Source organism: Pseudomonas sp. KB_12, from assembly GCF_052114545.1.
Taxonomy (GTDB): domain Bacteria; phylum Pseudomonadota; class Gammaproteobacteria; order Pseudomonadales; family Pseudomonadaceae; genus Aquipseudomonas; species Aquipseudomonas brassicacearum.
This window is the reverse complement of sequence record NZ_JBFREY010000050.1, coordinates 1-20,541: the sequence shown is the minus strand read 5'-3', so window position 1 is coordinate 20,541 and position 20,541 is coordinate 1. Positions and strand designations below refer to the sequence as shown.

Sequence of the window (20,541 nt, the reverse complement as noted above, 5' to 3'; positions counted from 1 at the left end):
GATGAAACGCCTCGAAATTGCAGTGCCTGGCACCAGCCAGGCCATGGCCGAACTGGCCCGGGAACTGGAGCTGCACGGCCACGGCATCGTGGATCGGCAATCGCCGGCCAACCTCGGTGTGGTCGACCTGTTGATCGACGACGGTACGACACCGCGAGCCATTGAAGCCCGCGCATGCCTCCAGGTCCGCGTGGCGCTGCGCACGCTACCCGGCGAGGTATTGCCGCAACCGGTGGTGATATTTCGCGACGGCGCGCAGCGGCTGTTGTGCCAGGAGGTGATTGCGCCGCAAAGCGATGGCAACGGTCAGTCCCTGCGGTTGCGTACCCTGGCGACAGTGGTCGAGGCCGGCGCACGGCTGGTCAGCCAGTTATCCCGGGATGACACCTGCTTCGATCACTGGCCGACGGTACACGCTGACGCTGTCGAGCAACCCCTGCTCGGGCTCGATGCGCTGGAGCCGCTGGCGTTCGAGCACGGCCTCAATCGGCCGCCAATACCCTGGCTGCTCGCCGCCGCCGACATGCCGGTGATGCACAGCATCGAACAGCGCATGCTCGACGACGCGGCGCAACCGGCCCTGTGGGTCGATGGACAACTCATCGACTACAAATCCTTGCGCCGCCTGGCGCTGAGGTTGCAAGAGCCGATGTTGCAAATGCTACGGAGCTCCGAACCTGCAGGAACATGGAGAGCAGGACCTGTGGGAGCAAGGCTTGCCCGCGATGAAGACACCGACGCTCTCAAGCAAACCGCGTCATCGTTCATCGGGGGCAAGCCTGCCTCCCACAAGGTGATCGGTGTCTGCCTGCCCAAATCCGCACACCTGTACGCAGCGATCCTGGCGGTGCTGGGTTGTGGCGCGGTGTACCTGCCGCTGGACCCGCAGCACCCGGCGCAACGTCGGCGCTTCATCCTGGAAAATGCCCAGGCGGACCTGCTGCTGCACGACGGCGACAGCGACCTGGGCGACCTGGCATTGCCAACGCTCAATGTCCATCAACTGCCATCGCCCAAGCCCGGTATCCCGGTTTCGTTGATCCGCCGCACGGTGGACAGCGACGCTCCGGCCGTGGCGATCTACACCTCCGGCACCACCGGCCAGCCCAAGGGCGTGTTGCTCAGCCACCGCAACCTCAGTCACTTCTGTGCCTGGTACGGCGACTACGTCGGGTTGCAGCGCGACAGCCGGGCGTTGCAGTTTTCCACCATCAACTTTGATGCGTCGCTGCTGGATATCCTCCCGACCTTCATCCACGGCGCCTTGCTGGTGGTGCCCAGCGAAGACCAGCGCCGCGATCCGCAGCAACTGGTCACGTTGATTCACCAGCAGCACATCAGCCACGCCTTCCTGCCGCCTGCGCTGCTGAGCGTCATGCCCCTTGATGCACCGCTGGGCCTGACGCACCTGATCACCGGCGGCGATGTCTGCGAACCGTTCGTGATCGAACACCTCGCGCCACAATGCCAGTTCCACAACATCTACGGCCCGACCGAAACCACAGTGCTGGTGACCACACGACAGTTCGGCGTCGGCGACAACAACCGTAACCTCGGCGTGCCCATCGCCAATGGCCGGGTGCTGATCCTGGACGAACAGCTGCAACCGGTTCCCCAAGGTGTCCCCGGCGAGTTGTATATCGCCGGCCCGGGCGTCGGCCTGGGTTATTTGAACGATCCGACGCTGACCGCGACGCGCTACCTCGACCTGGCGCTGCCCACCGGGCAAGTGCTACGGGTCTATCGCACGGGTGATATCGGCCAGTGGACCGACAACGGCATCGAACTGTGTGGCCGGCGCGATAATCAGGTGAAGATCCGCGGTTTTCGGGTCGAGCCCGAGGAAATCGAGCACTGCCTGCGCGATAGCCAGTTGTTTCGCCAAGTGGCGGTGGGGGTCGATGAACGGCGGCGAATCCTGGCGTTCCTGGTTCATCCCGAGCACTCCGGCGACGCCCTCCAGGCGTTGCGCGAGCATGTGCAGAACAGCTTGCCCAGCTACATGCACCCGGCCGCCTACGTCGAATTGCCGAGCCTGCCGTACACCAGCAATGGCAAGGTCGATCGTCGGGCCTTGCTCGCCATGGCGGTGCAGGTGCAGGTCGACGGCCAGCGCCGGCAGCCACAGAACGCCCTGGAGACACAATTGCAGCAACTGTGGGCCGAGCTGCTTGAACTGCCCGTCGAGGACATCGCCACCGACGAAAGCTTCTTCAACCTCGGCGGGCATTCGATCCTGCTGTCGCGACTGTTGTTGAGCATCCGCCAGACGTTCGGCCGCAGCCTGTCGATCAATCGCTTTATCGAAGCGCCGACGCTGATGACCTTGGCCAAGTTGCTGGACGATCCTGATCAAAACAGTGCATCGGTCCTCAGCCCCCAGGCCTTCATCGATGCCGAGGCCGAACTCAACCTCGATCCGCTGCCCATCAGCCAATACGGCGATGTGCACAAGGTGGTGGTGACCGGCGCCAACAGCTTTCTCGGCGTGCACATCGTCGAGGCACTGCTGGCCTGGGGCGCCACCGAAGTCGCATGCCTGGTGCGTGCGAGCGCTGAACAAAGCGCAGCCGAGCGCTTCTCCCAGGCCCTCCAGGACAATCACCTGACCCACCTGAACCTGGACCGCGTCAGTGTGTACGCCGCCGACATCACCCAACCGCAATTGGGTCTGCCAGACGACGTCTACACCCGCATCGACCGCACCTTCGGCGCGCTGGTGCACAACGCTGCCCACGTCAACCATGTGCTCGACTACGAGTCCCTGGCGCGGGACAACGTGGAGCCGATCTTCGAATGCTTGCGCCTGTGTGAAGGGCGCAGCAAGAAGATCTTCAACTTCGTCTCCACGCTTTCCGCCTCCAGTGCCCTGGACGCCGACGGCCAGGTGCTGGAACAGCCTGCCGCCGAGACGCCGCCGATCTACATCAAGAACGGCTACAACCTGTCCAAATGGGTCGGCGAACGGATCCTGCAGCGGGCCCGGGATCGCGGGGTGTGGGTCAATCTGTTCCGTCCCGGCAACATCAGTTTCAACAGCCTGACCGGGGTCTGCCAGCCCCACAAAAATCGGCTGATGCTGATGCTCAAGGGCTCGATCCAACTCGGTCAGGTGCCGGAGCTGTCACTCAACTTCGACCTGATGCCGGTGGATTTCCTGGCCCGTTTCATCGCCTTCCACGCCAGCCGTTACCAGCCGACGCAAGCGGTGTTCAACCTGCACAACCCACAGCCTTTGAGCTGGGATGCTTATGTCGCGTCGTTCCGCGACAGCGGCCGGGAGTTTTCGTTGGTCAGCGTCGCCGAGTGGCAACGGCAATTGGCTCGGGTCGATGCCGACAACGCGTTGTTTGGCGTGCTGGGCTTCTACCTCAACGGCTTCGAAGAAGACATCGGCGATATCTCACTGATCAGCCATGACAACGCCCGCGCCGGCGTGCGGCAGATGGGCGCCAGCTACCCGGAAAAATCCCCGGCCCTGCTGCGTCGCGGCGCCGAGTACCTCAAGGCCATCGACTTCATCTGAAACACCCTCAACCCAAAGCAAGGAGCAAGACCATGAGTGCATTTCAACCCGACACCCTGATCAGAAACCCCCAAGCCTGCCAGGTCGAAACCTCGGTGGAGGTCGCGGCCGACGCGGCGCGCGTCTGGGACGTGGTGGGTGATTTTGGCGGATTCAACCGTTTCATCCCGGCGCTGGAGCACATCGAAATGACCGGCGAGGGCGTGAGGTCCCTGCGCAAGAAATTCTTCCGCGATGGGCAGAACCTGGTGGTGGAACAGCTCAATAGCCGTGACGACCAGGCCATGCACATGACCTGGACGCTGATCTACAACACCTTGGGTATCGACAACCTGTGGGCGGCCATGCGCGTCGAGCCCCTGGCGGACAACCGCTGCCGCGCCACCTGGACCATCATCGCCGACCACACCGACGCCCACACGCCGTCGGGCTTCAGGGATTTCCTCCAGGGCTTCGCCGATGAGGCGATGGGGAATGTGCAGGGGATGTTCAAGTAAGCGCCACTCCCTTGTGGGAGCGGGCTTGCCCGCGAAAGCGGTGGGTCTGTGCCGATGATGTTGACTGGATGGCCGCCATCGCGAGCAAGCTCGCTCCCACAGTTTTGGTTCCGCGGTGAATGCAAAATACCGCCCCACCGCCAGTCCCTTGTGGGAGCGAGCTTGCTCGCGATGGCGGTGGGTCGGCTTGCGACTGGGTCAGATCTTGAAGCTATCCACCAGTTGCTTCAGTCGATTGGCCTGTTGCGACAAGGCATCGCAATCCTTCAGGGTTTCATTGAGGTTGGCCACGCTTTGCTGGTTCAGCAGGTTGATGTGGCTGACGTCCATGTTGAGGGTTTCAACTACAGCGGTCTGTTCTTCGGTCGCAGCTGCTACCGACTGGTTCATGCCGTCGATCTCACCGATACGCTGCGTCACGCTGACCAGTCGCAGGCCGGCCTGGTTGGCCACTTCCACGCTTTCTTCGCTGGACGTCTGGCTGGCGTTCATCGTGGTCACCGCTTCACGAGAGCCGACCTGCAGCGAGGTGATCATCTTGTGGATTTCTTCCGCCGACTCCTGGGTGCGGTGCGCCAGGTTGCGCACTTCATCGGCCACCACCGCAAAACCACGGCCGGCTTCACCGGCACGGGCCGCTTCGATGGCCGCGTTCAGCGCCAGCAGGTTGGTTTGCTGGGAGATGCCCTTGATCACGTCCAGGATGTGGCCGATGTTGTCGGTGCTGGCGTTCAGGGTTTCGATCTGGGTGCACGAGAGGCTGATCTTCTGCGACAGCTCGGTCATGGCCTGGATGGTTTTCTCCACCACTTGGCGACCGTCATCGGCCTGTTCGCTGGCACCGCTGGCATGTTGCGAGGCATCGGCGGCATTGCGGGCGATTTCCTGGGTCGCGGCGCCCAACTCGTTGATGGCCGCGGCCACGCTGTTGGTGCGGGCGCTCTGCTCGTCCGAGCCGACGAGGGACGCATTGGATGAGGTCATCACCCGCTGCGACAGGTCATGCACCTGGCGAGTGGCGGAAGACACTTCCGAGATCGACGCGTGAATCCGCTCCACGAACTGGTTGAACGAACCACCCAGCACCGCGAACTCATCCTTGCCCTGCACAACCAGGCGCCGGGTCAGGTCGCCTTCGCCCTGGGCGATGTCCTGCATGGCGCGGCCCATGGTGGTCAGCGGACGCATCAGCACCTGGATCAGCAGGCTCAGCAGCAACGCAATGGCCGCCACCGCGACAAACATCGCAATCAGCGCAGACGTACGGAACTGGCTCAACGGCGCGTAGGCCTTGGCCTTGTCGATCGACAGGCCGATGTACCACTCGGCGTTCGGCAGGCCAGTCACTGGAGTGAACGAAAGGATACGGTCCTGCCCGTTCAGCTCAACGTCCTGGATACCCTTGCCAATGCGCACCGGAGTGCCTGGGTAGATGTCCTTGAGGTTCTTCATCACCTGGTCTTTTTCCGGGCTGACGATCACCTGACCGTCGCCGCTGACCAGGAACGCATGGCCGATACCGCCGAAGTCCACGGAGTTGATGATCTTCACCAGGGTTTCCAGGCTCAGGTCGCCGCCCACCACACCGAGCAGTTCGCCGTTGTGCTTCACCGGCAGGGCAACGGTCACCACCAGGCCACCCACGGCCGCCAGGTAAGGCGGGGTCAGCATGGTTTTATCGGCGGTCACCGCCTGTTTGTACCAAGGGCGCTGACGCGGGTCGTAACCGTCAGGCATTTTGGCGTCCGGGCGCTGGGTGAAGACGCCGTTGGCCTGGCCCACATAAGTGAACTGGAAGTTCGACGTCAGCGCGGGCTGATCGACCAGCCCTGGCAGATCGGCAGCAGCACCCTGGTGCGCGATGTTTTGCGCCAGGTTTTCCAGCACCAGTATCCGGCCACTCATCCAGTTCTGGATGCTGCTGGCCGTCAGGTCGCCGGATTGCTCGATGGACGACTCAAGGCTGCTGCCGATGGTGGTTCGCTGCAAATAATCGTTGTAGAGCGTGAACAGGGCAAAAGCCAGGACCACCACACCAGAGGCGGCAAGAAGGATTTTGTGACTGAACTTTAGATTCATGGATGAGACTTCTTATGCAAGGAGTGGGGAGTGCATTCCAGGTTTGCAACGTTCTATGTAGCAGTGCGAGCGGTTATCAATCCGCGCCACTTTGGTGCACACGTACAAGTCTGTCGGCAAACCTGTACAAATAATTAGGGAATCGAAGAAATAGGCGACGAGAGGACACAGCGGGTGGACCGTGGTTGCACATTCGCCGGCGGCTGATGACAGTGCGACTGATGATCATTTGTGACATCCAGGCCGTTGCGTCCATGTCATCTCCCGAGCTTGCAGTACAGGCGCTCTACAGCCGTCATCACGGCTGGCTCAATACTTGGCTGCGCCCCCGCCTGGGCAGCGCCGCCGATGCCGCGGACCATCGACCATTGGCAGCGAGAAGAAATCGAACGCGCCTACCTCCAAACCATAGCTCACCTGCCGGAAGCCGAAACCCCTGGCGCCGAAGAAAGGCTCCACTCCTTCATCGTCGACAACATGCTGCAAGCCGAATTTTTACCGGCGCGACCAAGCACACCGTACTGATGGGCGCCGACTATCTGTCGGCTACAGCTGGGCCGATGCCTCGGTGACGGTGAGTTATCAGTTCTAACCTGTTCCCGGCCTTAACTCATTCTCTGTGGCGAGGGCGCTTGCTCCCGCTGGGCTGCGCAGCAGCCCCAAAAAACCAGGGCCGCCTCGCGCCCCAGCGGGAGCAAGCTCCCTCGCCACAGGTTTCGCACCTGTATCGGTCAAACCCGCAGTGCATCCCCTTCCTCCCGCACCACACCCTCTTCCCGCACAAACCGGTTCGCCCGCCCAAACGTACCGAAATCATTGAACCGTACACCCATTTCCCGCATCACTTGGTGGGCCACCGGCACCGTCAGTTGGCGAATGTAGAACGGCTCCTTCACCACGAAATGATGAACGCCATGGCTGCTGCCGAAGTTGAAGCAGAACGCCTGCAACGGCCACAACCACCAAGGGTTGAGCACCTGGGTCTGCTGGATGACATTGCCCGGCTCGATGTCGCCGTAGTAGTGCATGTTCGAGCTGACAAAATGCAGGCAAAAGGTGCGCAACACGTTCGGCCCGATGATCACCACCGCGGCGATGTCGATTACCTGCATCGTCGCCAGCGTGGTGGCCGACCAGTCAATTGAAGTGCCCAGCAGACCGGCGATGCCGTTGGCCCCGTGGAAACCGAGAAACACATACCAGGCGCCCCAATGCAGCAACGCCAGCGGGAAATACACCTTCAGCGTGCGCTTGAGAATGCTGCGCTTGTGCGTCCAGGTCTTGGCCCGCAGCAGGCGGATGAACGCCGACATCACGTTATCGCCGACCATCAGCAACCGCGCCAGTCCCCAGGGTTCGCCGTTGGTGATGGCCCGTTCCTCCATGTCGGCTTCGCTGCCGGACACCTTGTGATGGTTGAGGTGCAGGTGGCGACGGATCCACGGGTTGATGGTGCTCGGCCGCGCCAGCCACACCAGGCCCATCATCAAGTTGTGGGGCAGGCGCTGCTTGCGAAAATACATGCTGTGGATCAGGTCGTGCTCCAGCTCGTGGGTCAGGGACGCGAAAAACGCGTTGAGCAACAGGCACGCCCACCCGGCCAGGTAACCGTTGATGTAGAGCAGCGCCGAACCGATCATCCCGACCAGGGCGAACGCCAGGATCCCCGCGCCCAACGCGTCCTGGTGGCGCAGGATCGGATAGCGCTGGCGCAATTCTTCGCCCCGGGCCAGGACCACCTGGCGAATATGGGCCGATCGTTGTTGTGCATTCAATCGCTCGGGGCTTGCGCAAGTGCCGTGCATGGCTTACATCCTCTGTTAGAGATGTGCTCATCCTGCCGGGCGTTGTTCCCTGGGATGGTAGCCGTAAACGCCAACCTGTTGACCGCAAGCGCCAATCGTCATGACTGAACCGACTTCCCTCGCCAGCTGGACCCGCGCCCTGCGCAAACAGCTCGATGCGCTGGGCCTGGACAGCCATGCCTTGTGCGTAGAAGCCGGCCTCGACCCGCAGTGGATGGACGAGCCGAACGCCCGTTACCCGCTCTCAGCCACCACCCGTCTGTGGGCATTGGCCGTGCAGGCCAGCGGCGACCCGGCCATCGGCCTGCGGGTGTCGCGCTTTGTCAGCCCCACCACATTTCACGCACTGGGTTATGCCCTGGTGGCCAGCGGCAGCCTGCGGGAAGTGTTCGAGCGGATCGTGCGCTATCACCCGGTGGTCAGCGATGCGCTGACCCTGCAATTGAACCGGGGCGAAGACCGCTACCGTTTCAGTCTCGAGGTGCCGCCGGGCCGACCGGCGCCAGCCTTCGAAGCCATCGACGCGTTCACGGCGATTTACGTGCGCACCTGTCGCAACCGCCTCGGCCGTGATTACGCACCGCTGGCGGTGTACCTGCGGCGCCCGGAACCGGCGGACCCCAGCCCCTGGCACAAGGTGTTCCGTTCGCCGGTGCATTTCGGCGCCGACCAGGATTGCCTGGAGTTCAACCTCAGCGACTTCGACAGCCACCTGGACGACGCCAACCCGGAACTGGCCGAACACAACGAAACGGTGCTCGAACGCACCCTCGCCCAACTCAAGCCGCTGACCTGGGAGCGCAAGGTACGCGCGGCCATCGAGGCCCAACTGCCCGAAGGCGAGCCCAGCGCCGAACGCATCGCCCAGGCCATGCACCTGAGCCTGCGCAGCCTGCAACGGCACCTGGCCGACGAAGGCTGCCGCTTCGACGCACTGCTCAACGAGTGCCGGGAGAATCTGGCGCTGCTGCACCTGCGGGATCCGAATTGCTCGCTGAGCGAAGTCAGCTACCTGCTGGGCTTTGCCGATGCCAGCAGCTTCAGCCGCGCCTTCAAGCGCTGGACCGGGATGACGCCGGGGCAGTTTCGGGATGGGTTGCGCTAGGGATTTGGGTTGGTTGCACTGGCCCTATCGCGAGCAGGCTCGCTCCCACATTTTATCCGGGGTGCACACAAATCCTGTGGGAGCGAGCTTGCTCGCGATGGCGGTGTATCAGTCAATATCGATGTCGACTGACCTGACGCCTTCGCGAGCAAGCTCGCTCCCACAGGGTTCTGGTCGGTTTCAGGTTGTGGTCAGGGCTCGCAGCCGCTCGATGTCGAGGATTTCGATCTCGCCGTAACCCAGGTGCAGGATGCCCTGGGCCTGCAGGTCCTTGAGGATCTGGTTGGTGGTCTGGCGTGACAGCGCGAGCATCAGCGCCAGTTGTTCCTGGGGCAGTTGCAGGACCCGTCGGGCCGGTTCGATTTCGCCGTAGCCTTCGGCGATCAGCAGCAGGCGGTGGGCCAGGCGGGACGGGGCGGGCATCAGGCTCAGGTGTTCGAGGTTGATGAAGGTCAGGCGCAGTTTGTGGCTCATCAACAATGCCAGGTGCCGCCAGTAGATTGGCTGCTCTTGCAGCAATGCCAGCAACGGAGCCTGGGGCACATGCAGCAGCGTACATTGACCGACCACCACCGCATCATGAGTGCGCGGCTGGCCATCGAACAGGCAGATTTCACCGAACCAGTGGGGCGCCTCCACCACGCTTAGCAACGCCTCCTTGCCCTGCTCGTTCACCGCACCGACGCGCACCGCGCCTTCCAGCACGGCATACAGCCCGCACGGTGGATCGCCGCGCTGGAACAGCCGATGACCCGGCGGCAGGCGGCGCACCCGCGCCATGCCCAGCAGACTATTCTGTAACTCAGCAGGCAGATGGCTGTACCAGTGGCTGGCCATCAGGTGTGAGTGCCAGGGATGCGAATTCATGGAAACTCCGGGACAAGTGTCGGCTAACTGACAGAACGCCTTGTGGTACCTGGGCATCATGCAGGTATCACCTCAGGAGGAACAACAATGAAAAGCCTCGTCGATCATCTCAGTCAATACGCCGCCTATCACCGCGACCCGCGCAACATCGCCAGCCATTTCATCGGTATCCCGCTGATCTTCGTCGCCGTCGCCGTGCTGCTGTCACGCCCAGGTTGGCCAGTGGGCGCGGTCCTGGTGTCGCCAGCGCTGCTGGTGGCCGTGGCCAGTGCCTGGTTCTACCTGCGCCTGGAGTTGCGCCTGGGGGTGTTGATGACGGTGCTGCTGAGCCTGGCGGTCTGGCTGGGCCAGATACTCGCCGCGCAAAGCACCCTGGTGTGGCTGGGCAGTGGCCTGGGGATGTTCGTGGCGGGCTGGGTGATCCAGTTTGTCGGTCACTATTACGAAGGCCGCAAGCCGGCGTTCGTCGACGATCTCACCGGGCTGATTGTCGGGCCGCTGTTTGTGGTGGTGGAAGCGGGCTTTTTGCTGGGGCTTCGCGGCGAACTGAAGCGGGCCATCGAAGAGCGCGTCGGGCCCGTAGCCTTGCGCAACCAGCGTTCGACGGTCTGAAAACACCCCTCTGTGGGAGCGAGTCTGTGGGAGCAAGGCTTGCCCGCGATGCAAACACCTCGGTGTAGCTGATCGACCGAGGCGATGCCATCGCGGGCAAGCCTTGCTCCCACAAGCTCGCTCCCACAAGAGTTGGGCCTTACCGCTCAAGCGTTACAGCGCACCAAACTCGACCCGTACCGTCAGCGCGCCGGTGTTATCTTTCAAGCCAGACCCGTGCTGCCCGGTCAGGTCATCGTTGATGCACAGTTGCAGTTCCCCTTGCTGGTCGCCCGGAACCTGCCCCAGATCACCCACCAGGAACGGCTTGCCACCATCGCCCACGCGACCGATCAAGGCACCTTCGGCGGCACCGGGCAAGGCATAGCTGCTGTAGTCGATGTGCCTCGAACCGCCATTTCCATCGACATTGCCGCCCTGCGGACTGGCACACCATAGCCCACTGACGTAGCGCACCAGGCGCGGTACCAACCCGTTGACCTGCACGCCGGTGCCCTGCCAGGCGATGTTGGATTGGACCTGCATCGTCACCGCCCGCAGGTCATTGGCCAGTGTATCCCCGGCCTGGAACGACAGCGCCGCAATCGTCAGGCTCGGGTTCGAGGTGCCGGTGCTGGGGAACACGCCATCCCCCACCAGGAACAGGTTCTTGTGGTCCCAACTGCGCTGGTATTTATCCACGACCGACTTTTTGGGGTCATCGCCCATGCGGTAAGTCCCCATCAGGTGACCGGCGCCCTGGAAGCTGTAGGGCACCTTGTCGTAAGTAAAACATCCAGGTGCGATGATGTCCGTCAACTCCTGGGCACCGAGCAGGTCCTCGATGATGTGCGTCGCCAGTATTTTCGCCTGCTGGAAACCCTTCATGGTGTACTCGGACAGGTCGTAGTGGATTTCCGGCCGAGGGATACCGAGCCGGTCCGTGTATTCGGTCGAGGGCACGATGTAGCATTTCGCGTGGTCGGGGTCGTCCTCGACCTGCTCGACCAGGAAACCGATCCGGAACTGGCGGGTGAAGACGTCGTTGAGCTTATGTACCAACGCCGTTCCGGATAGCAATTTATTGCTCGGGTTAGCGCCGCCATTGTTCTTCCCATCGATAAAGTCGGCGACCGTGGTGTAGGGATCACCGGCCGGCCAGTTCCAACCTTCGTTGCCAATCTCGATACGCCACGCCGCACGATCGCTGCGAAAGGCACCGTCGCGCAGGCTTTCGATGCCGGCCGTCGATAGCGGTCCCCGGTAGGGGAAAATCGCCTTGCCCTCGGGCATCAACCCCCACGCCAGATAAATGGGATGGTCAGCCAGGCCGCGCCCCACTTGCCCGCTGCTGTTGGCCACGCCGGAGTGCAGTAGCAGCTTCGGTGTTTCGATCGCATGGGCGGCGATCACATAACGTTGTCCTATTGCCACGCCGGTCCCAGTGACGGGGCCATCTTCCAATTGGTACTGCTTGAACTCGATGCCATTGATATTGCTGTCAGTGCCAACGGTTACTTTGCTGGCCACGGTTCGATAAAGCACTCGAACCTTGCCAGTGTTCAACGCCTTGTTCATGGTCACGGTGGCGTCGTACTTGGCCTGGATCGGGCAGATCGGCGTGCAGTTGGTATTGCCGGCGCATACCCGGCGACCGGCATAAGGTTGAGAGTTGCGCCCGGCCGGCGTCGGGCTGACCACCAGCGGCAAGCTATCGAACGTCTTCCCCGTGACAGCCGTGACAAAGCTGCCGTCGACCAGCGACAACGGAATGCTGCGCATCGGGAATGCATAACCCTCAGGAAAGGTCATGCCCAGATAGGCTTGGTCGGCGACGTTGGCCGACACACCGATTTCCGCTTCCGCCCGGCAATAGGCGCTTTGCAGATCGTCATACCCTATTGGCCAGTCAACCCCGACGCCATACTTGGACCGCAGGCGAAAATCGTTCGGCACCATGCGCAGGCAGGTTCCGACCCAATGCCATGTCGTGCCGCCACCCACCCGTTCGTAAGTGCTCGTAAAGGGCAGCGGGCCTTTTTGGACCAAGTAGCTGACCGCCGGGTTGTTCCAGTTGCCATTGAGCAGATCGGCAATGGTCGCCCGCGGCGCGTTCAGTTCGGCCGGCCCCTTGAGATGTGGGTCCAGTGTCGTGCTTGGGGGATAAGGGGACTCAGGGGTTTTCAGCGTCGCGGTATAGAAACGCTCCAGATACTGGGCACGATTGACCGGTATCTCCGGCCCCGATTCGAGTACCAGCACATCAATCCCGGCCATGCCCAATTGATAGGCAATGATGCTACCGGCCAGACCTGCGCCAACGATCACCACTTCGGCTTGTTCGGTACTCATGACAACGCTCCTTGCTGTCCGTTAGCGGATACGCCGGTCAAATCTTCAAGGCTGGAGGGCGCGCTGTTCCAATACCCAAAAAACGATTCGCTGTAGCCCATCGGGTGGGCCTGGGCGATCTTCCAGGCCCAGCTGTTGATGTAGGCCTGATCGGACACCACCGCCGAATCATCTTTCTTGAAAGGCGCCATATCGAACGGTTGATACCAGACGCCCAACAACCACAGCTTCATGATCGAGCGCGCGGCGAGTACCGTATGTGGAATCGTCGGTTGCATGTTGAACTTCAGTATCTGCTGGGCGATCTGGTCGGACGGTACATGGTCCGCCGCCAGCGTGGCGTATTGAGTCAAGAGCGCGTTGAGCACGTCGGAAGGAACTCGCGCAGTGACGTAATCGAGAAAGATCGGCGGCAAACCGACCTGGTCGATCTGCGGTGCCAGACGATCGGCCGAGATGCCAATCAGGGCCGATGACAGGCCTACGAAGTTATCCAGATTGCTGCTCATTGCTTGGCTCCTTGTCCACTGGTGGACTGTGCGCGTTCGAGCAAATAGGTGAAATCCGCGAAGCTGGTGCGTGGCGATTCGGTGACATGGGTGGCCGCATTGCCGTGGCACGCCATGCAACTGGAAGACGCCTGGGGCACGGTGCCCTGGATGTAGGTCTCCAGCGTGGCGTTGGCCAGGAACAGGGGTGCAGGACTGCCCAGCGGGTTGGCGGCCGATATCTGGCAGTTCTTGGGCGGGTCTGACGGCCACTGGGTACTGATCAGCTGATAGTTCGCCCAGACGCTCTGCGGGTCCACCTTACGCAACAGCTCTTGATACGTAGCGTTCAGTTTTCTGGTGGCATCGGTGAGCGGCACGTCGCGCACGATCTGCGAGGGCGTAGCCTTGACCGCCGGGTTCCATGGCCGTGGCGGCGGTTGGTTGATGTCGCTTGTGCTGGCAGCGTTGTAGAACAGATACGGTCCCGTCCGCTGGGCAACGGGCGTGGTTTTTTCCGGCACGTTTTTTACATGCTCGAAGGTTGACCAGACCCATTGCGCCGCGCTGGTGGTCTTATGGACCATGTGCAATCCCACCAACCCGACCGGCTCGGACACGCACGACTCCGCGACAATCGGCCCATGGCTGGGGTCGTTGTTCCCCGGGGTGTAGACCAGCGCATCGACGGTGTGAAAGTCCTGCCGCTTGTCGTTGGGGCCCAGCACTTTCCACGACGCCTTCACCATCACCGCACCGACCTGTTTGGTCTCGGTGGAACCACAACTGAACGCCACGGCATTGGTCGGCTTCGCGGCGAAGAACTTCTGCTGGCCTTCGATGCTGTACAGACCGTTATCGACGATGCCGTTGAACATCGATTGGTTGACCACGATTTCGTTGCGCGTGTAGGTGCCGTTCTGGTCCACCAGCGGGCCGCTCTCGAAGGGCTGGATAAATTCATCCAGCACATCGGGCACCTTGCCCATTTGCTGCAACAGGCGACCGGGCTTGAGCGACTTGCACGCTTCGGGCAGGGTCGCCGGGGCATTCCAGGGCAGCGGGGCCTGGCCCTTGGCGCGGAAAATCTGGTAGCTCTCTTTCCAGCTTTCCCACACGGTGGCGCCATCCTGCTTGCCGATGGAAGTGCCGGTATTGGGGTCGCCGTTATCCAGCGCCGGCCAGTTCAGGGCAATGAAGGTCTGCCACGACAGCTCATCGAAATTGGCTTGCAGGCTGACCAGTGAAACGGGCTTGGTCACCGTGACATCGAAGGGTATCTGGGGGGACAGCGAGGGGGCGGCGCTGGCGGCCGGAGCCAGCAAGACGCCTAACAATGCACAGCCAAGCGGGCCATGCCGACTGACTTCCACTCTCATGTTTTCTCTCCTTGGCATCAGGGCACCAGGAGAGATAACACCGGTCCGTCATGGACTCTCACTTGCCTCCTGGCCTGTCAGAGTCTAGGTAGGGTTTGGGCGGGGAAAAGGCGTTGGCGTAGAACCAATCGAAGCAAGGTTGGGTGGGGTTATTCAGATTCGGATCGGGGCGTCAGTGGGGACGCCATCGCGAGCAAGCTCGCTCCCACAATGGATCTGCGCCATACACAAATCCCCTGTGGGAGCGAGCTTGCTCCGGGCGGCGTTCCGACGATGCTTTTAGAGGTTGGCGACTTTCTGCCAGACCTTGGGCTTGAAGAACAGCGTCTCGCCCTTCGCCAGCCCCACCAGGCTGTCATGGTCCTTCACCACTTCCGCTTCGATCAGTTCGCTCTGACCTTCCACCTTCAAGGTCACCCGAGTGGTAGCGCCGAGCGGGCGAATGTCGCGCACTTCGGCGGCGTGGTGGTCTTCCAGCTCCGAGCGCGACAGCGAGACTTCGTGAGGGCGGAACAGCACATGCCGGTCCTCACCCAAGTGCAGGCGGTTCGAGTCGCCGAGGAAGTGATACACAAAGTCGCTGGCCGGGTTTTCGTAGACGTCGCCCGGCGAGCCGATCTGCTCGATCACGCCTTTGTTCATCACCACGATCCGGTCGGCGACTTCCATGGCCTCTTCCTGGTCGTGGGTCACGAACACCGAGGTCAGGTTGATGTCCTCGTGCAGCCGCGCCAACCAGCGGCGCAGTTCCTTGCGGACCTTGGCGTCGAGGGCGCCGAAGGGCTCGTCCAGCAGCAATACCTTGGGCTCCACCGCCAAGGCGCGGGCCAGAGCGATACGCTGGCGCTGGCCGCCGGACAATTGCTCCGGGTAGCGGTCGGCGAGCCAGTCCAGTTGCACCATGTTCAACAGCTCATGAACCTTGGTCGCGATCTGGCTTTCGTTCGGACGCTGGTGCTTGGGCTTCATGCGCAAGCCGAAGGCAACGTTGTCGAACACCGTCATGTGGCGGAACAAGGCGTAGTGCTGGAACACGAAACCGACGTTGCGATCACGCACGTCGTGGCCGGATACGTCCTCGCCGTGGAACACGATGCTGCCTTGGTCCGGGGTTTCGAGGCCGGCGATGATCCGCAGCAGAGTGGTCTTGCCGCAGCCCGACGGGCCCAGCAGCGCCACCAGCTCGCCGCTCTGGATATCCAGGCTGATCTCGTCCAGGGCCCTGAACGCGTTGAAATTCTTGCTGACGTTACGGACTTCGATCGACATGACTTATTCCTCCGCGGCGCTGGCGCGCAGGCGGTTGATTCGGTTTTCGCTCCACTGCTTGAGCAGCAGGATGAAGAGCGCCAGGATCAGCAACAGGCTCGCCACAGCGAACGCGGCCACGTGGTTGTATTCGTTGTAGAGGATCTCGACGTGCAGCGGCAGGGTGTTGGTCACCCCGCGAATGTGCCCGGAGACCACCGACACCGCGCCGAACTCACCCATGGCCCGGGCGGTGCACAGCACCACGCCATAGATCAGGCCCCACTTGATGTTCGGCACAGTGACATGCCAGAACATCTGCCAGCCATTGGCGCCCAGCAGGCGCGCAGCCTCTTCTTCCTGGGTGCCTTGTTCCTGCATCAGCGGGATCAGCTCCCGGGCCACGAACGGTACGGTGACGAAGATGGTCGCCAGGACGATGCCCGGCAGCGCAAACACGATCTGGATGTCGTGATCCGACAGCCACGGCCCGAACAGGCCCTGGGCGCCGAACATCAGCACGTAGACCAGGCCCGCGATCACCGGCGACACCGAGAACGGCAGGTCGATCAGCGTCACCAGCATGCTCTTGCCACGGAATGAATATTTGCTCACGCACCACGCGGCACTGACGCCGAACACCAGGTTCAGCGGCACCGAGATCAGCACCGCAATCACCGTGAGTTTCAACGCCGACAGTGCGTCGGGTTCGAAGATCGCCGTGAAGAACGCCCCCAGCCCGAGCTTCAGGCCCTGGGACACCACGATGAACAGCGGCAACAGCAGAAACAGCGCAAAAATCAGCCAACCAAGGCCGATCAACACGCGCCGCGACGTCGCACTGCCGCGGCGGGCGGCGTTGGTGGAGGCCGCGGAAATAGACGATTGGGACATGTTCGCGCCTCCTTATGGGGTTTCGATGCGCCGCTGCAACAGGTTGATCAGCAGCAACAGGACGAAGGAAACCACCAGCATCAGCACGCCGATGGAGGTGGCGCCGGTGTAGTCGTATTGGTCGAGCTTGACCATGATCAGCAGCGGCAGGATCTCGGTTTTCATCGGCATGTTGCCGGCGATGAAAATCACCGAACCGTACTCGCCCACGCCACGGGCAAAGGCCAGGGCGAAACCGGTCAACCAGGCCGGCAACAACGCCGGTACGAGGATGTGGCGGAACACCTGCCATGGCTTGGCGCCGAGGCAAGCGGCGGCTTCTTCGACTTCACGGGGAATATCGGCCAGCACCGGCTGCACCGTGCGCACCACGAACGGCAGCGTCACGAAGGTCAGCGCCAGAGTGATGCCCAGCGGCGTGTAGGCGATCTTGAAGCCCAGGTCGGTGGCGAACTGGCCGACCAGGCCGGTCGGCGCATACAAGGCCGTCAGGGCAATACCGGCCACGGCGGTGGGCAGGGCGAACGGCAGGTCGATCATCGCGTCGATGATCTTGCGACCGGGGAAGGTGTAGCGCACCAGCACCCAGGCCAGCAACGTACCGATCACGCCGTTGATGATGGCGGCGTACAGCGCGGTGCCGAAACTGAGTTTCAAGGCCGCCAGCACCCGCGGCGCCGAAATGATCGCCCAGAACTGTTCCCAGGTGAGCTGGGCGGCATGCACGAACATCGCCGCCAGGGGTATGAGCACAATCAGACTGAGGTACACCAGGGTGTAGCCCAGCGTCAGCCCGAAGCCGGGTATGACGGGGGATATGCGACGCGACATAAAGGTCCTTGGTTGTGTGGCGAGGAAGCTTGCTCCTGCTGTGTTCTGTAGGAGCTGGCGAAGCCTGCGATCTTTTGATCCTGATCTTTCACTCTCGATTCAATTGGCAGTCGAAAGATCGCAGCCTCGTTGCGCTCGTCAGCTCCTACAGGGTTGAGCCCGGCAGGAGTTGATGACGGCGTTTACGGCCAGCTTACTGCGCCTGATAGATCTGGTCGAACACGCCGCCATCATTGAAGAATTTCGGTTGCGCGCTTTTCCAGCCGCCGAAGTCCTTGTCGATGCTCACCAGCTCCAGTTTCGGGAACTGCCGGGCGTACTTGGCGGCCACATCCTTGTCCCGTGGACGATAGAAGTTTTTCGCGGCGATCTCCTGGCCGGCCGGGCTGTACAAGTGCTTGAGGTAGGCTTCGGCGATCTCCAGGTTGCCCTTTTTCTCGGCGTTCTTGTCCACCACCGCCACGGGCGGTTCCGCGAGGATCGACAGCGACGGCACGACAATGTCGAACTTGTCCGCGCCACCGTCCTCTTTCAGCGCCAGGAAGGCTTCGTTTTCCCAGGCCAGCAACACGTCGCCCTGACCGTTGTTGACGAAGGTAATCGTCGAGCCACGGGCGCCGGTGTCGAGGATCGGCACGTGCTTGAACAGCGCCTGCACGTATTCCTTGGCCTTGGCTTCGTCACCCCCGTTGGCCTTCAGGCCGTAGGCCCAGGCGGCCAGGAAGTTCCAGCGCGCACCGCCGGAAGTCTTCGGGTTCGGGGTGATGACCGACACGTCGTTCTTGATCAGGTCGCCCCAATCCTTGATGCCCTTGGGGTTGCCCTTGCGCACCAGGAACACGATGGTGGACGTGTAGGGCGTGCTGGCTTCCGGCAGGCGTGTTTGCCAGTCCGCCGGCAGGGACTTGCCCAGCTTGGCAATTTCATCGATATCGCCGGCCAGGGCCAGGGTCACCACGTCGGCCCGCAGACCATCGATCACCGCCCGACCTTGCTTGCCCGAACCACCGTGGGACTGCTGGATCTTCACGCTGTCGTCCGGGTGCGCTTTCTTCCAGAAACTGGCGAATTCGGCGTTGTAATCCTGGTAAAGCTCGCGCGTCGGGTCGTAGGACACGTTGAGCAACTCGTAATCCTTGGCGACGGCGGAACCGGCAAAAACAGCACTGGCCAGCGCGGCCAGGGCATAACGACGAATGGACGACATGGTGAAAGCTCCTGGAATTCTGGTTTTCTTATGGCTTCTGGAAATTCGTTTGGCTTGTAGGAAAAGATCGCAGCCTTCGGCAGCTCCTACACTCAGCCCCCCGTAGGAGCTGCCGAAGGCTGCGATCTTTTGTCTTTTTTCAAGACGGCTTATGACTCGGTTGCTGCAGGCGGAATTTTTCCTTACGTTCGATCTGGACCACCTGGGCGTTGTGCACGGTGATTTCCACTGCCCCAAAGCGTAGATCGCGCAACGCGCTCTGGATCTCGCGCAAGATGGTTGCTTCGTCCTGGCCGTCAACGCTACGTAGAGATGCGCTCATGCTGCTGCTCCTTTGAATGAATGCCTGGCAGTGGGCGGCACTGCTTGCGGCGTGGGAGCAATACTAGATAAAGGCGGATATTCTTAAAAAGACTATTTAAGAATTTTTATATAACCAAAATTACAGAAAGTAGCCGACGTCCTACGGCAGGGGTGACTGGGGGCTTTTTCCCTGCCAAACCCTCGGATATTTCCTTCGAAACGCAGGGCTTTTCATGAACTAGGCAGCGCTCTATGGCGCGGATAACCTCTGTTCGTCATCGCAAAAAACGGTGACACGGACGTGCAAGTCCGGGTAAAACACCAACCCTTAATGCTTCTAGCCATTCGTGGCGCATTCGCGCCCGTGTTTTATGGCGGCTGTGTTCGGGAGATCTTCGGATCTGCCGAGTTTTGGGTAAGGTTGCTCGGTCTTGCACACTCGCACACAGCTGCCACCCTTCATTGCGTGCAAGCGATCCAGGGCGGTTCTCTATAGGAAACCTACCCATGTTCAAACCTACGCCGAATCCTCCGCAAAACGGCCACAAATCCCGCGTCCAAGCGCAAGAAGAAAAAAAGCTCGATGACGCCGCCACCCGCGCCCTCGACTACTACCTCAACCCCAAGCCCGCCTCGCCGCCCGAACCCGACAGCACCAAGCTGTTCATCGTCGCCCCCCACATCGACACCGAAACCCTGCTGGCCAACGCCTCCGAAGACCTGCTCTCCATCAGCACCATCGCCGCCGACCTGGCTGACGACGTGGACGACTCACGCCGCTGCGTCGCCCTGGCGATCAGCCGCATGGCCGATGGGGTGCAGTTGTTGGTCGAGCGGGCATTGGATCATTTGGAAACCAAGGAGATGGCGGCACACAGCGCCAAGGGATAGCACCTACATTGAGGCAAGCTGAGCCGACGCCATCGCGAGCAAGCTCGCTCCCACAGGGGAAATTGGGTTGTCGCGGATACCACAGTCAACCCAAAACAACTGTGGGAGCGAGCTTGCTCGCGATAGCGGAGTGTCAGGCAACAATGATGCAAGCTGAACCGACGCCTTCGCGAGCAGGCTCGCTCCCACAGTTGGATTGGGGTAGAACCGGAGAACCAGGTCGGCTGTCAGGCCGCCTCGCGAGCAAGCTTTGCTCCCACAGGTCCTGCTCAAACAGATCTGAAGGGTGTACGACCGGGAGAACCAGGTCGGCTACTAGGCCRCCTCGTGGTGGACGTTGATCTCGGGCGCCCCGTTAACCACGCTGGCCGAACGCAGGCATTGTGGAGTGGGCATCCCGGCATGGATGCCGGGATAGCCGCGCTGGGCCATGGATGGCCCTTCGCGGCGGGCCCACGGAGCAATGCCGGAGTGAGGG

The 20,541-nt window shown here is 61.7% G+C and carries 16 protein-coding genes and 1 pseudogene; 6 read left to right on the top strand and 11 right to left on the bottom strand.

Features of this window, described 5'->3' with window-relative positions; all coding sequences use genetic code 11:
• Position 1 precedes the first annotated feature (1 nt).
• Together AB4Z20_RS26125 and AB4Z20_RS26120 are read left to right on the top strand one after the other, a co-directional pair.
• Positions 2-3,526 (top strand): non-ribosomal peptide synthetase, encoded by a 3,525-nt coding sequence (locus AB4Z20_RS26125; RefSeq protein WP_258690150.1) that lies wholly within the window; start codon positions 2-4, stop codon positions 3,524-3,526.
• A 32-nt stretch (positions 3,527-3,558) separates the two neighbouring features.
• On the top strand, positions 3,559-4,023 hold the full coding sequence (locus tag AB4Z20_RS26120; protein ID WP_024618586.1) for an SRPBCC family protein: 465 nt from the start codon (positions 3,559-3,561) through the stop codon (positions 4,021-4,023).
• Between the two features lie 198 nt (positions 4,024-4,221).
• Here AB4Z20_RS26120 and AB4Z20_RS26115 read toward each other — a convergent pair whose 3' ends face one another.
• Positions 4,222-6,102: a methyl-accepting chemotaxis protein gene (locus AB4Z20_RS26115; protein ID WP_214512939.1), complete on the bottom strand. Its 1,881-nt coding sequence runs from the start codon at positions 6,100-6,102 to the stop codon at positions 4,222-4,224.
• Between the two features lie 254 nt (positions 6,103-6,356).
• Between AB4Z20_RS26115 and AB4Z20_RS26110 the strand changes: the two are divergent.
• Positions 6,357-6,555 (top strand): annotated as a pseudogene (locus AB4Z20_RS26110) (sigma-70 family RNA polymerase sigma factor); the annotation flags it as partial.
• Between the two features lie 278 nt (positions 6,556-6,833).
• On the opposite strand, the gene AB4Z20_RS26105 reads toward AB4Z20_RS26110, so the two are convergent.
• A complete protein-coding gene (locus AB4Z20_RS26105) occupies positions 6,834-7,907 on the bottom strand; it encodes a fatty acid desaturase (protein WP_253470799.1) in 1,074 nt (357 codons plus the stop codon).
• Between the two features lie 100 nt (positions 7,908-8,007).
• Here AB4Z20_RS26105 and AB4Z20_RS26100 point away from each other — a divergent pair, with 100 nt between their 5' ends.
• Positions 8,008-9,012, top strand: coding sequence for an AraC family transcriptional regulator (locus AB4Z20_RS26100; protein WP_253470797.1), 1,005 nt, complete (start codon positions 8,008-8,010; stop codon positions 9,010-9,012).
• Between the two features lie 180 nt (positions 9,013-9,192).
• Here AB4Z20_RS26100 and AB4Z20_RS26095 read toward each other — a convergent pair whose 3' ends face one another.
• A complete protein-coding gene (locus tag AB4Z20_RS26095; protein ID WP_258690149.1) occupies positions 9,193-9,879 on the bottom strand; it encodes a Crp/Fnr family transcriptional regulator in 687 nt (228 codons plus the stop codon).
• Between the two features lie 87 nt (positions 9,880-9,966).
• Here AB4Z20_RS26095 and AB4Z20_RS26090 point away from each other — a divergent pair, with 87 nt between their 5' ends.
• A complete protein-coding gene (locus tag AB4Z20_RS26090) occupies positions 9,967-10,491 on the top strand; it encodes an Mpo1 family 2-hydroxy fatty acid dioxygenase (protein ID WP_258690148.1) in 525 nt (174 codons plus the stop codon).
• A gap of 153 nt (positions 10,492-10,644) precedes the next feature.
• Here AB4Z20_RS26090 and AB4Z20_RS26085 read toward each other — a convergent pair whose 3' ends face one another.
• From AB4Z20_RS26085 to oscA, 8 genes are all read right to left on the bottom strand, one after another.
• Positions 10,645-12,822, bottom strand: a complete 2,178-nt coding sequence (locus tag AB4Z20_RS26085) for a GMC family oxidoreductase (protein WP_258690147.1) — start codon at positions 12,820-12,822, stop codon at positions 10,645-10,647.
• The gene (locus AB4Z20_RS26080; protein WP_214512933.1) at positions 12,819-13,331 is read right to left on the bottom strand and encodes a sorbitol dehydrogenase; all 513 of its coding nucleotides are present in this window, start codon (positions 13,329-13,331) and stop codon (positions 12,819-12,821) included. Before AB4Z20_RS26080 ends, AB4Z20_RS26085 begins: the two co-directional genes overlap by 4 nt.
• Positions 13,328-14,689 carry a cytochrome C gene (locus AB4Z20_RS26075; RefSeq protein WP_442090963.1) on the bottom strand — a complete coding sequence of 454 codons (1,362 nt, stop codon included), beginning with the start codon at positions 14,687-14,689 and terminating at the stop codon, positions 13,328-13,330. The genes AB4Z20_RS26080 and AB4Z20_RS26075 overlap by 4 nt, the downstream gene beginning before the upstream one ends.
• Before the next feature lie 279 nt (positions 14,690-14,968).
• Positions 14,969-15,958 carry a sulfate/molybdate ABC transporter ATP-binding protein gene (locus AB4Z20_RS26070; RefSeq protein WP_018613244.1) on the bottom strand — a complete coding sequence of 330 codons (990 nt, stop codon included), beginning with the start codon at positions 15,956-15,958 and terminating at the stop codon, positions 14,969-14,971.
• A gap of 3 nt (positions 15,959-15,961) precedes the next feature.
• Positions 15,962-16,831 (bottom strand): sulfate ABC transporter permease subunit CysW, encoded by an 870-nt coding sequence (cysW, locus tag AB4Z20_RS26065; RefSeq protein WP_024618577.1) that lies wholly within the window; start codon positions 16,829-16,831, stop codon positions 15,962-15,964.
• Positions 16,832-16,843: 12 nt separating this feature from the next.
• Entirely contained in the window at positions 16,844-17,662 is an 819-nt protein-coding gene (cysT, locus tag AB4Z20_RS26060) for a sulfate ABC transporter permease subunit CysT (protein WP_013692011.1), read from the bottom strand.
• Between the two features lie 193 nt (positions 17,663-17,855).
• Entirely contained in the window at positions 17,856-18,869 is a 1,014-nt protein-coding gene (locus AB4Z20_RS26055; protein ID WP_214512930.1) for a sulfate ABC transporter substrate-binding protein, read from the bottom strand.
• Between the two features lie 139 nt (positions 18,870-19,008).
• The gene (gene oscA / locus AB4Z20_RS26050) at positions 19,009-19,191 is read right to left on the bottom strand and encodes a sulfur starvation response protein OscA (RefSeq protein WP_003186967.1); all 183 of its coding nucleotides are present in this window, start codon (positions 19,189-19,191) and stop codon (positions 19,009-19,011) included.
• Positions 19,192-19,679: 488 nt separating this feature from the next.
• Here oscA and AB4Z20_RS26045 point away from each other — a divergent pair, with 488 nt between their 5' ends.
• Positions 19,680-20,063 (top strand): DUF6124 family protein, encoded by a 384-nt coding sequence (locus tag AB4Z20_RS26045; RefSeq protein ID WP_024618576.1) that lies wholly within the window; start codon positions 19,680-19,682, stop codon positions 20,061-20,063.
• The last annotated feature ends 478 nt before the right edge of the window (positions 20,064-20,541 follow it).

What these genes read in the sequence shown, in the direction of transcription:
- AB4Z20_RS26125 (WP_258690150.1), top strand. Translation starts at nt 2, where the DNA reads ATGAAACGCCTCGAAATTGCAGTGCCTGGCACCAGCCAGGCCATGGCC.
- AB4Z20_RS26120 (WP_024618586.1), top strand. Translation starts at nt 3,559, where the DNA reads ATGAGTGCATTTCAACCCGACACCCTGATCAGAAACCCCCAAGCCTGC.
- AB4Z20_RS26115 (WP_214512939.1), bottom strand. Translation starts at nt 6,102, where the DNA reads ATGAATCTAAAGTTCAGTCACAAAATCCTTCTTGCCGCCTCTGGTGTG.
- AB4Z20_RS26105 (WP_253470799.1), bottom strand. Translation starts at nt 7,907, where the DNA reads ATGCACGGCACTTGCGCAAGCCCCGAGCGATTGAATGCACAACAACGA.
- AB4Z20_RS26100 (WP_253470797.1), top strand. Translation starts at nt 8,008, where the DNA reads ATGACTGAACCGACTTCCCTCGCCAGCTGGACCCGCGCCCTGCGCAAA.
- AB4Z20_RS26095 (WP_258690149.1), bottom strand. Translation starts at nt 9,879, where the DNA reads ATGAATTCGCATCCCTGGCACTCACACCTGATGGCCAGCCACTGGTAC.
- AB4Z20_RS26090 (WP_258690148.1), top strand. Translation starts at nt 9,967, where the DNA reads ATGAAAAGCCTCGTCGATCATCTCAGTCAATACGCCGCCTATCACCGC.
- AB4Z20_RS26085 (WP_258690147.1), bottom strand. Translation starts at nt 12,822, where the DNA reads ATGAGTACCGAACAAGCCGAAGTGGTGATCGTTGGCGCAGGTCTGGCC.
- AB4Z20_RS26080 (WP_214512933.1), bottom strand. Translation starts at nt 13,331, where the DNA reads ATGAGCAGCAATCTGGATAACTTCGTAGGCCTGTCATCGGCCCTGATT.
- AB4Z20_RS26075 (WP_442090963.1), bottom strand. Translation starts at nt 14,689, where the DNA reads ATGAGAGTGGAAGTCAGTCGGCATGGCCCGCTTGGCTGTGCATTGTTA.
- AB4Z20_RS26070 (WP_018613244.1), bottom strand. Translation starts at nt 15,958, where the DNA reads ATGTCGATCGAAGTCCGTAACGTCAGCAAGAATTTCAACGCGTTCAGG.
- cysW (WP_024618577.1), bottom strand. Translation starts at nt 16,831, where the DNA reads ATGTCCCAATCGTCTATTTCCGCGGCCTCCACCAACGCCGCCCGCCGC.
- cysT (WP_013692011.1), bottom strand. Translation starts at nt 17,662, where the DNA reads ATGTCGCGTCGCATATCCCCCGTCATACCCGGCTTCGGGCTGACGCTG.
- AB4Z20_RS26055 (WP_214512930.1), bottom strand. Translation starts at nt 18,869, where the DNA reads ATGTCGTCCATTCGTCGTTATGCCCTGGCCGCGCTGGCCAGTGCTGTT.
- oscA (WP_003186967.1), bottom strand. Translation starts at nt 19,191, where the DNA reads ATGAGCGCATCTCTACGTAGCGTTGACGGCCAGGACGAAGCAACCATC.
- AB4Z20_RS26045 (WP_024618576.1), top strand. Translation starts at nt 19,680, where the DNA reads ATGTTCAAACCTACGCCGAATCCTCCGCAAAACGGCCACAAATCCCGC.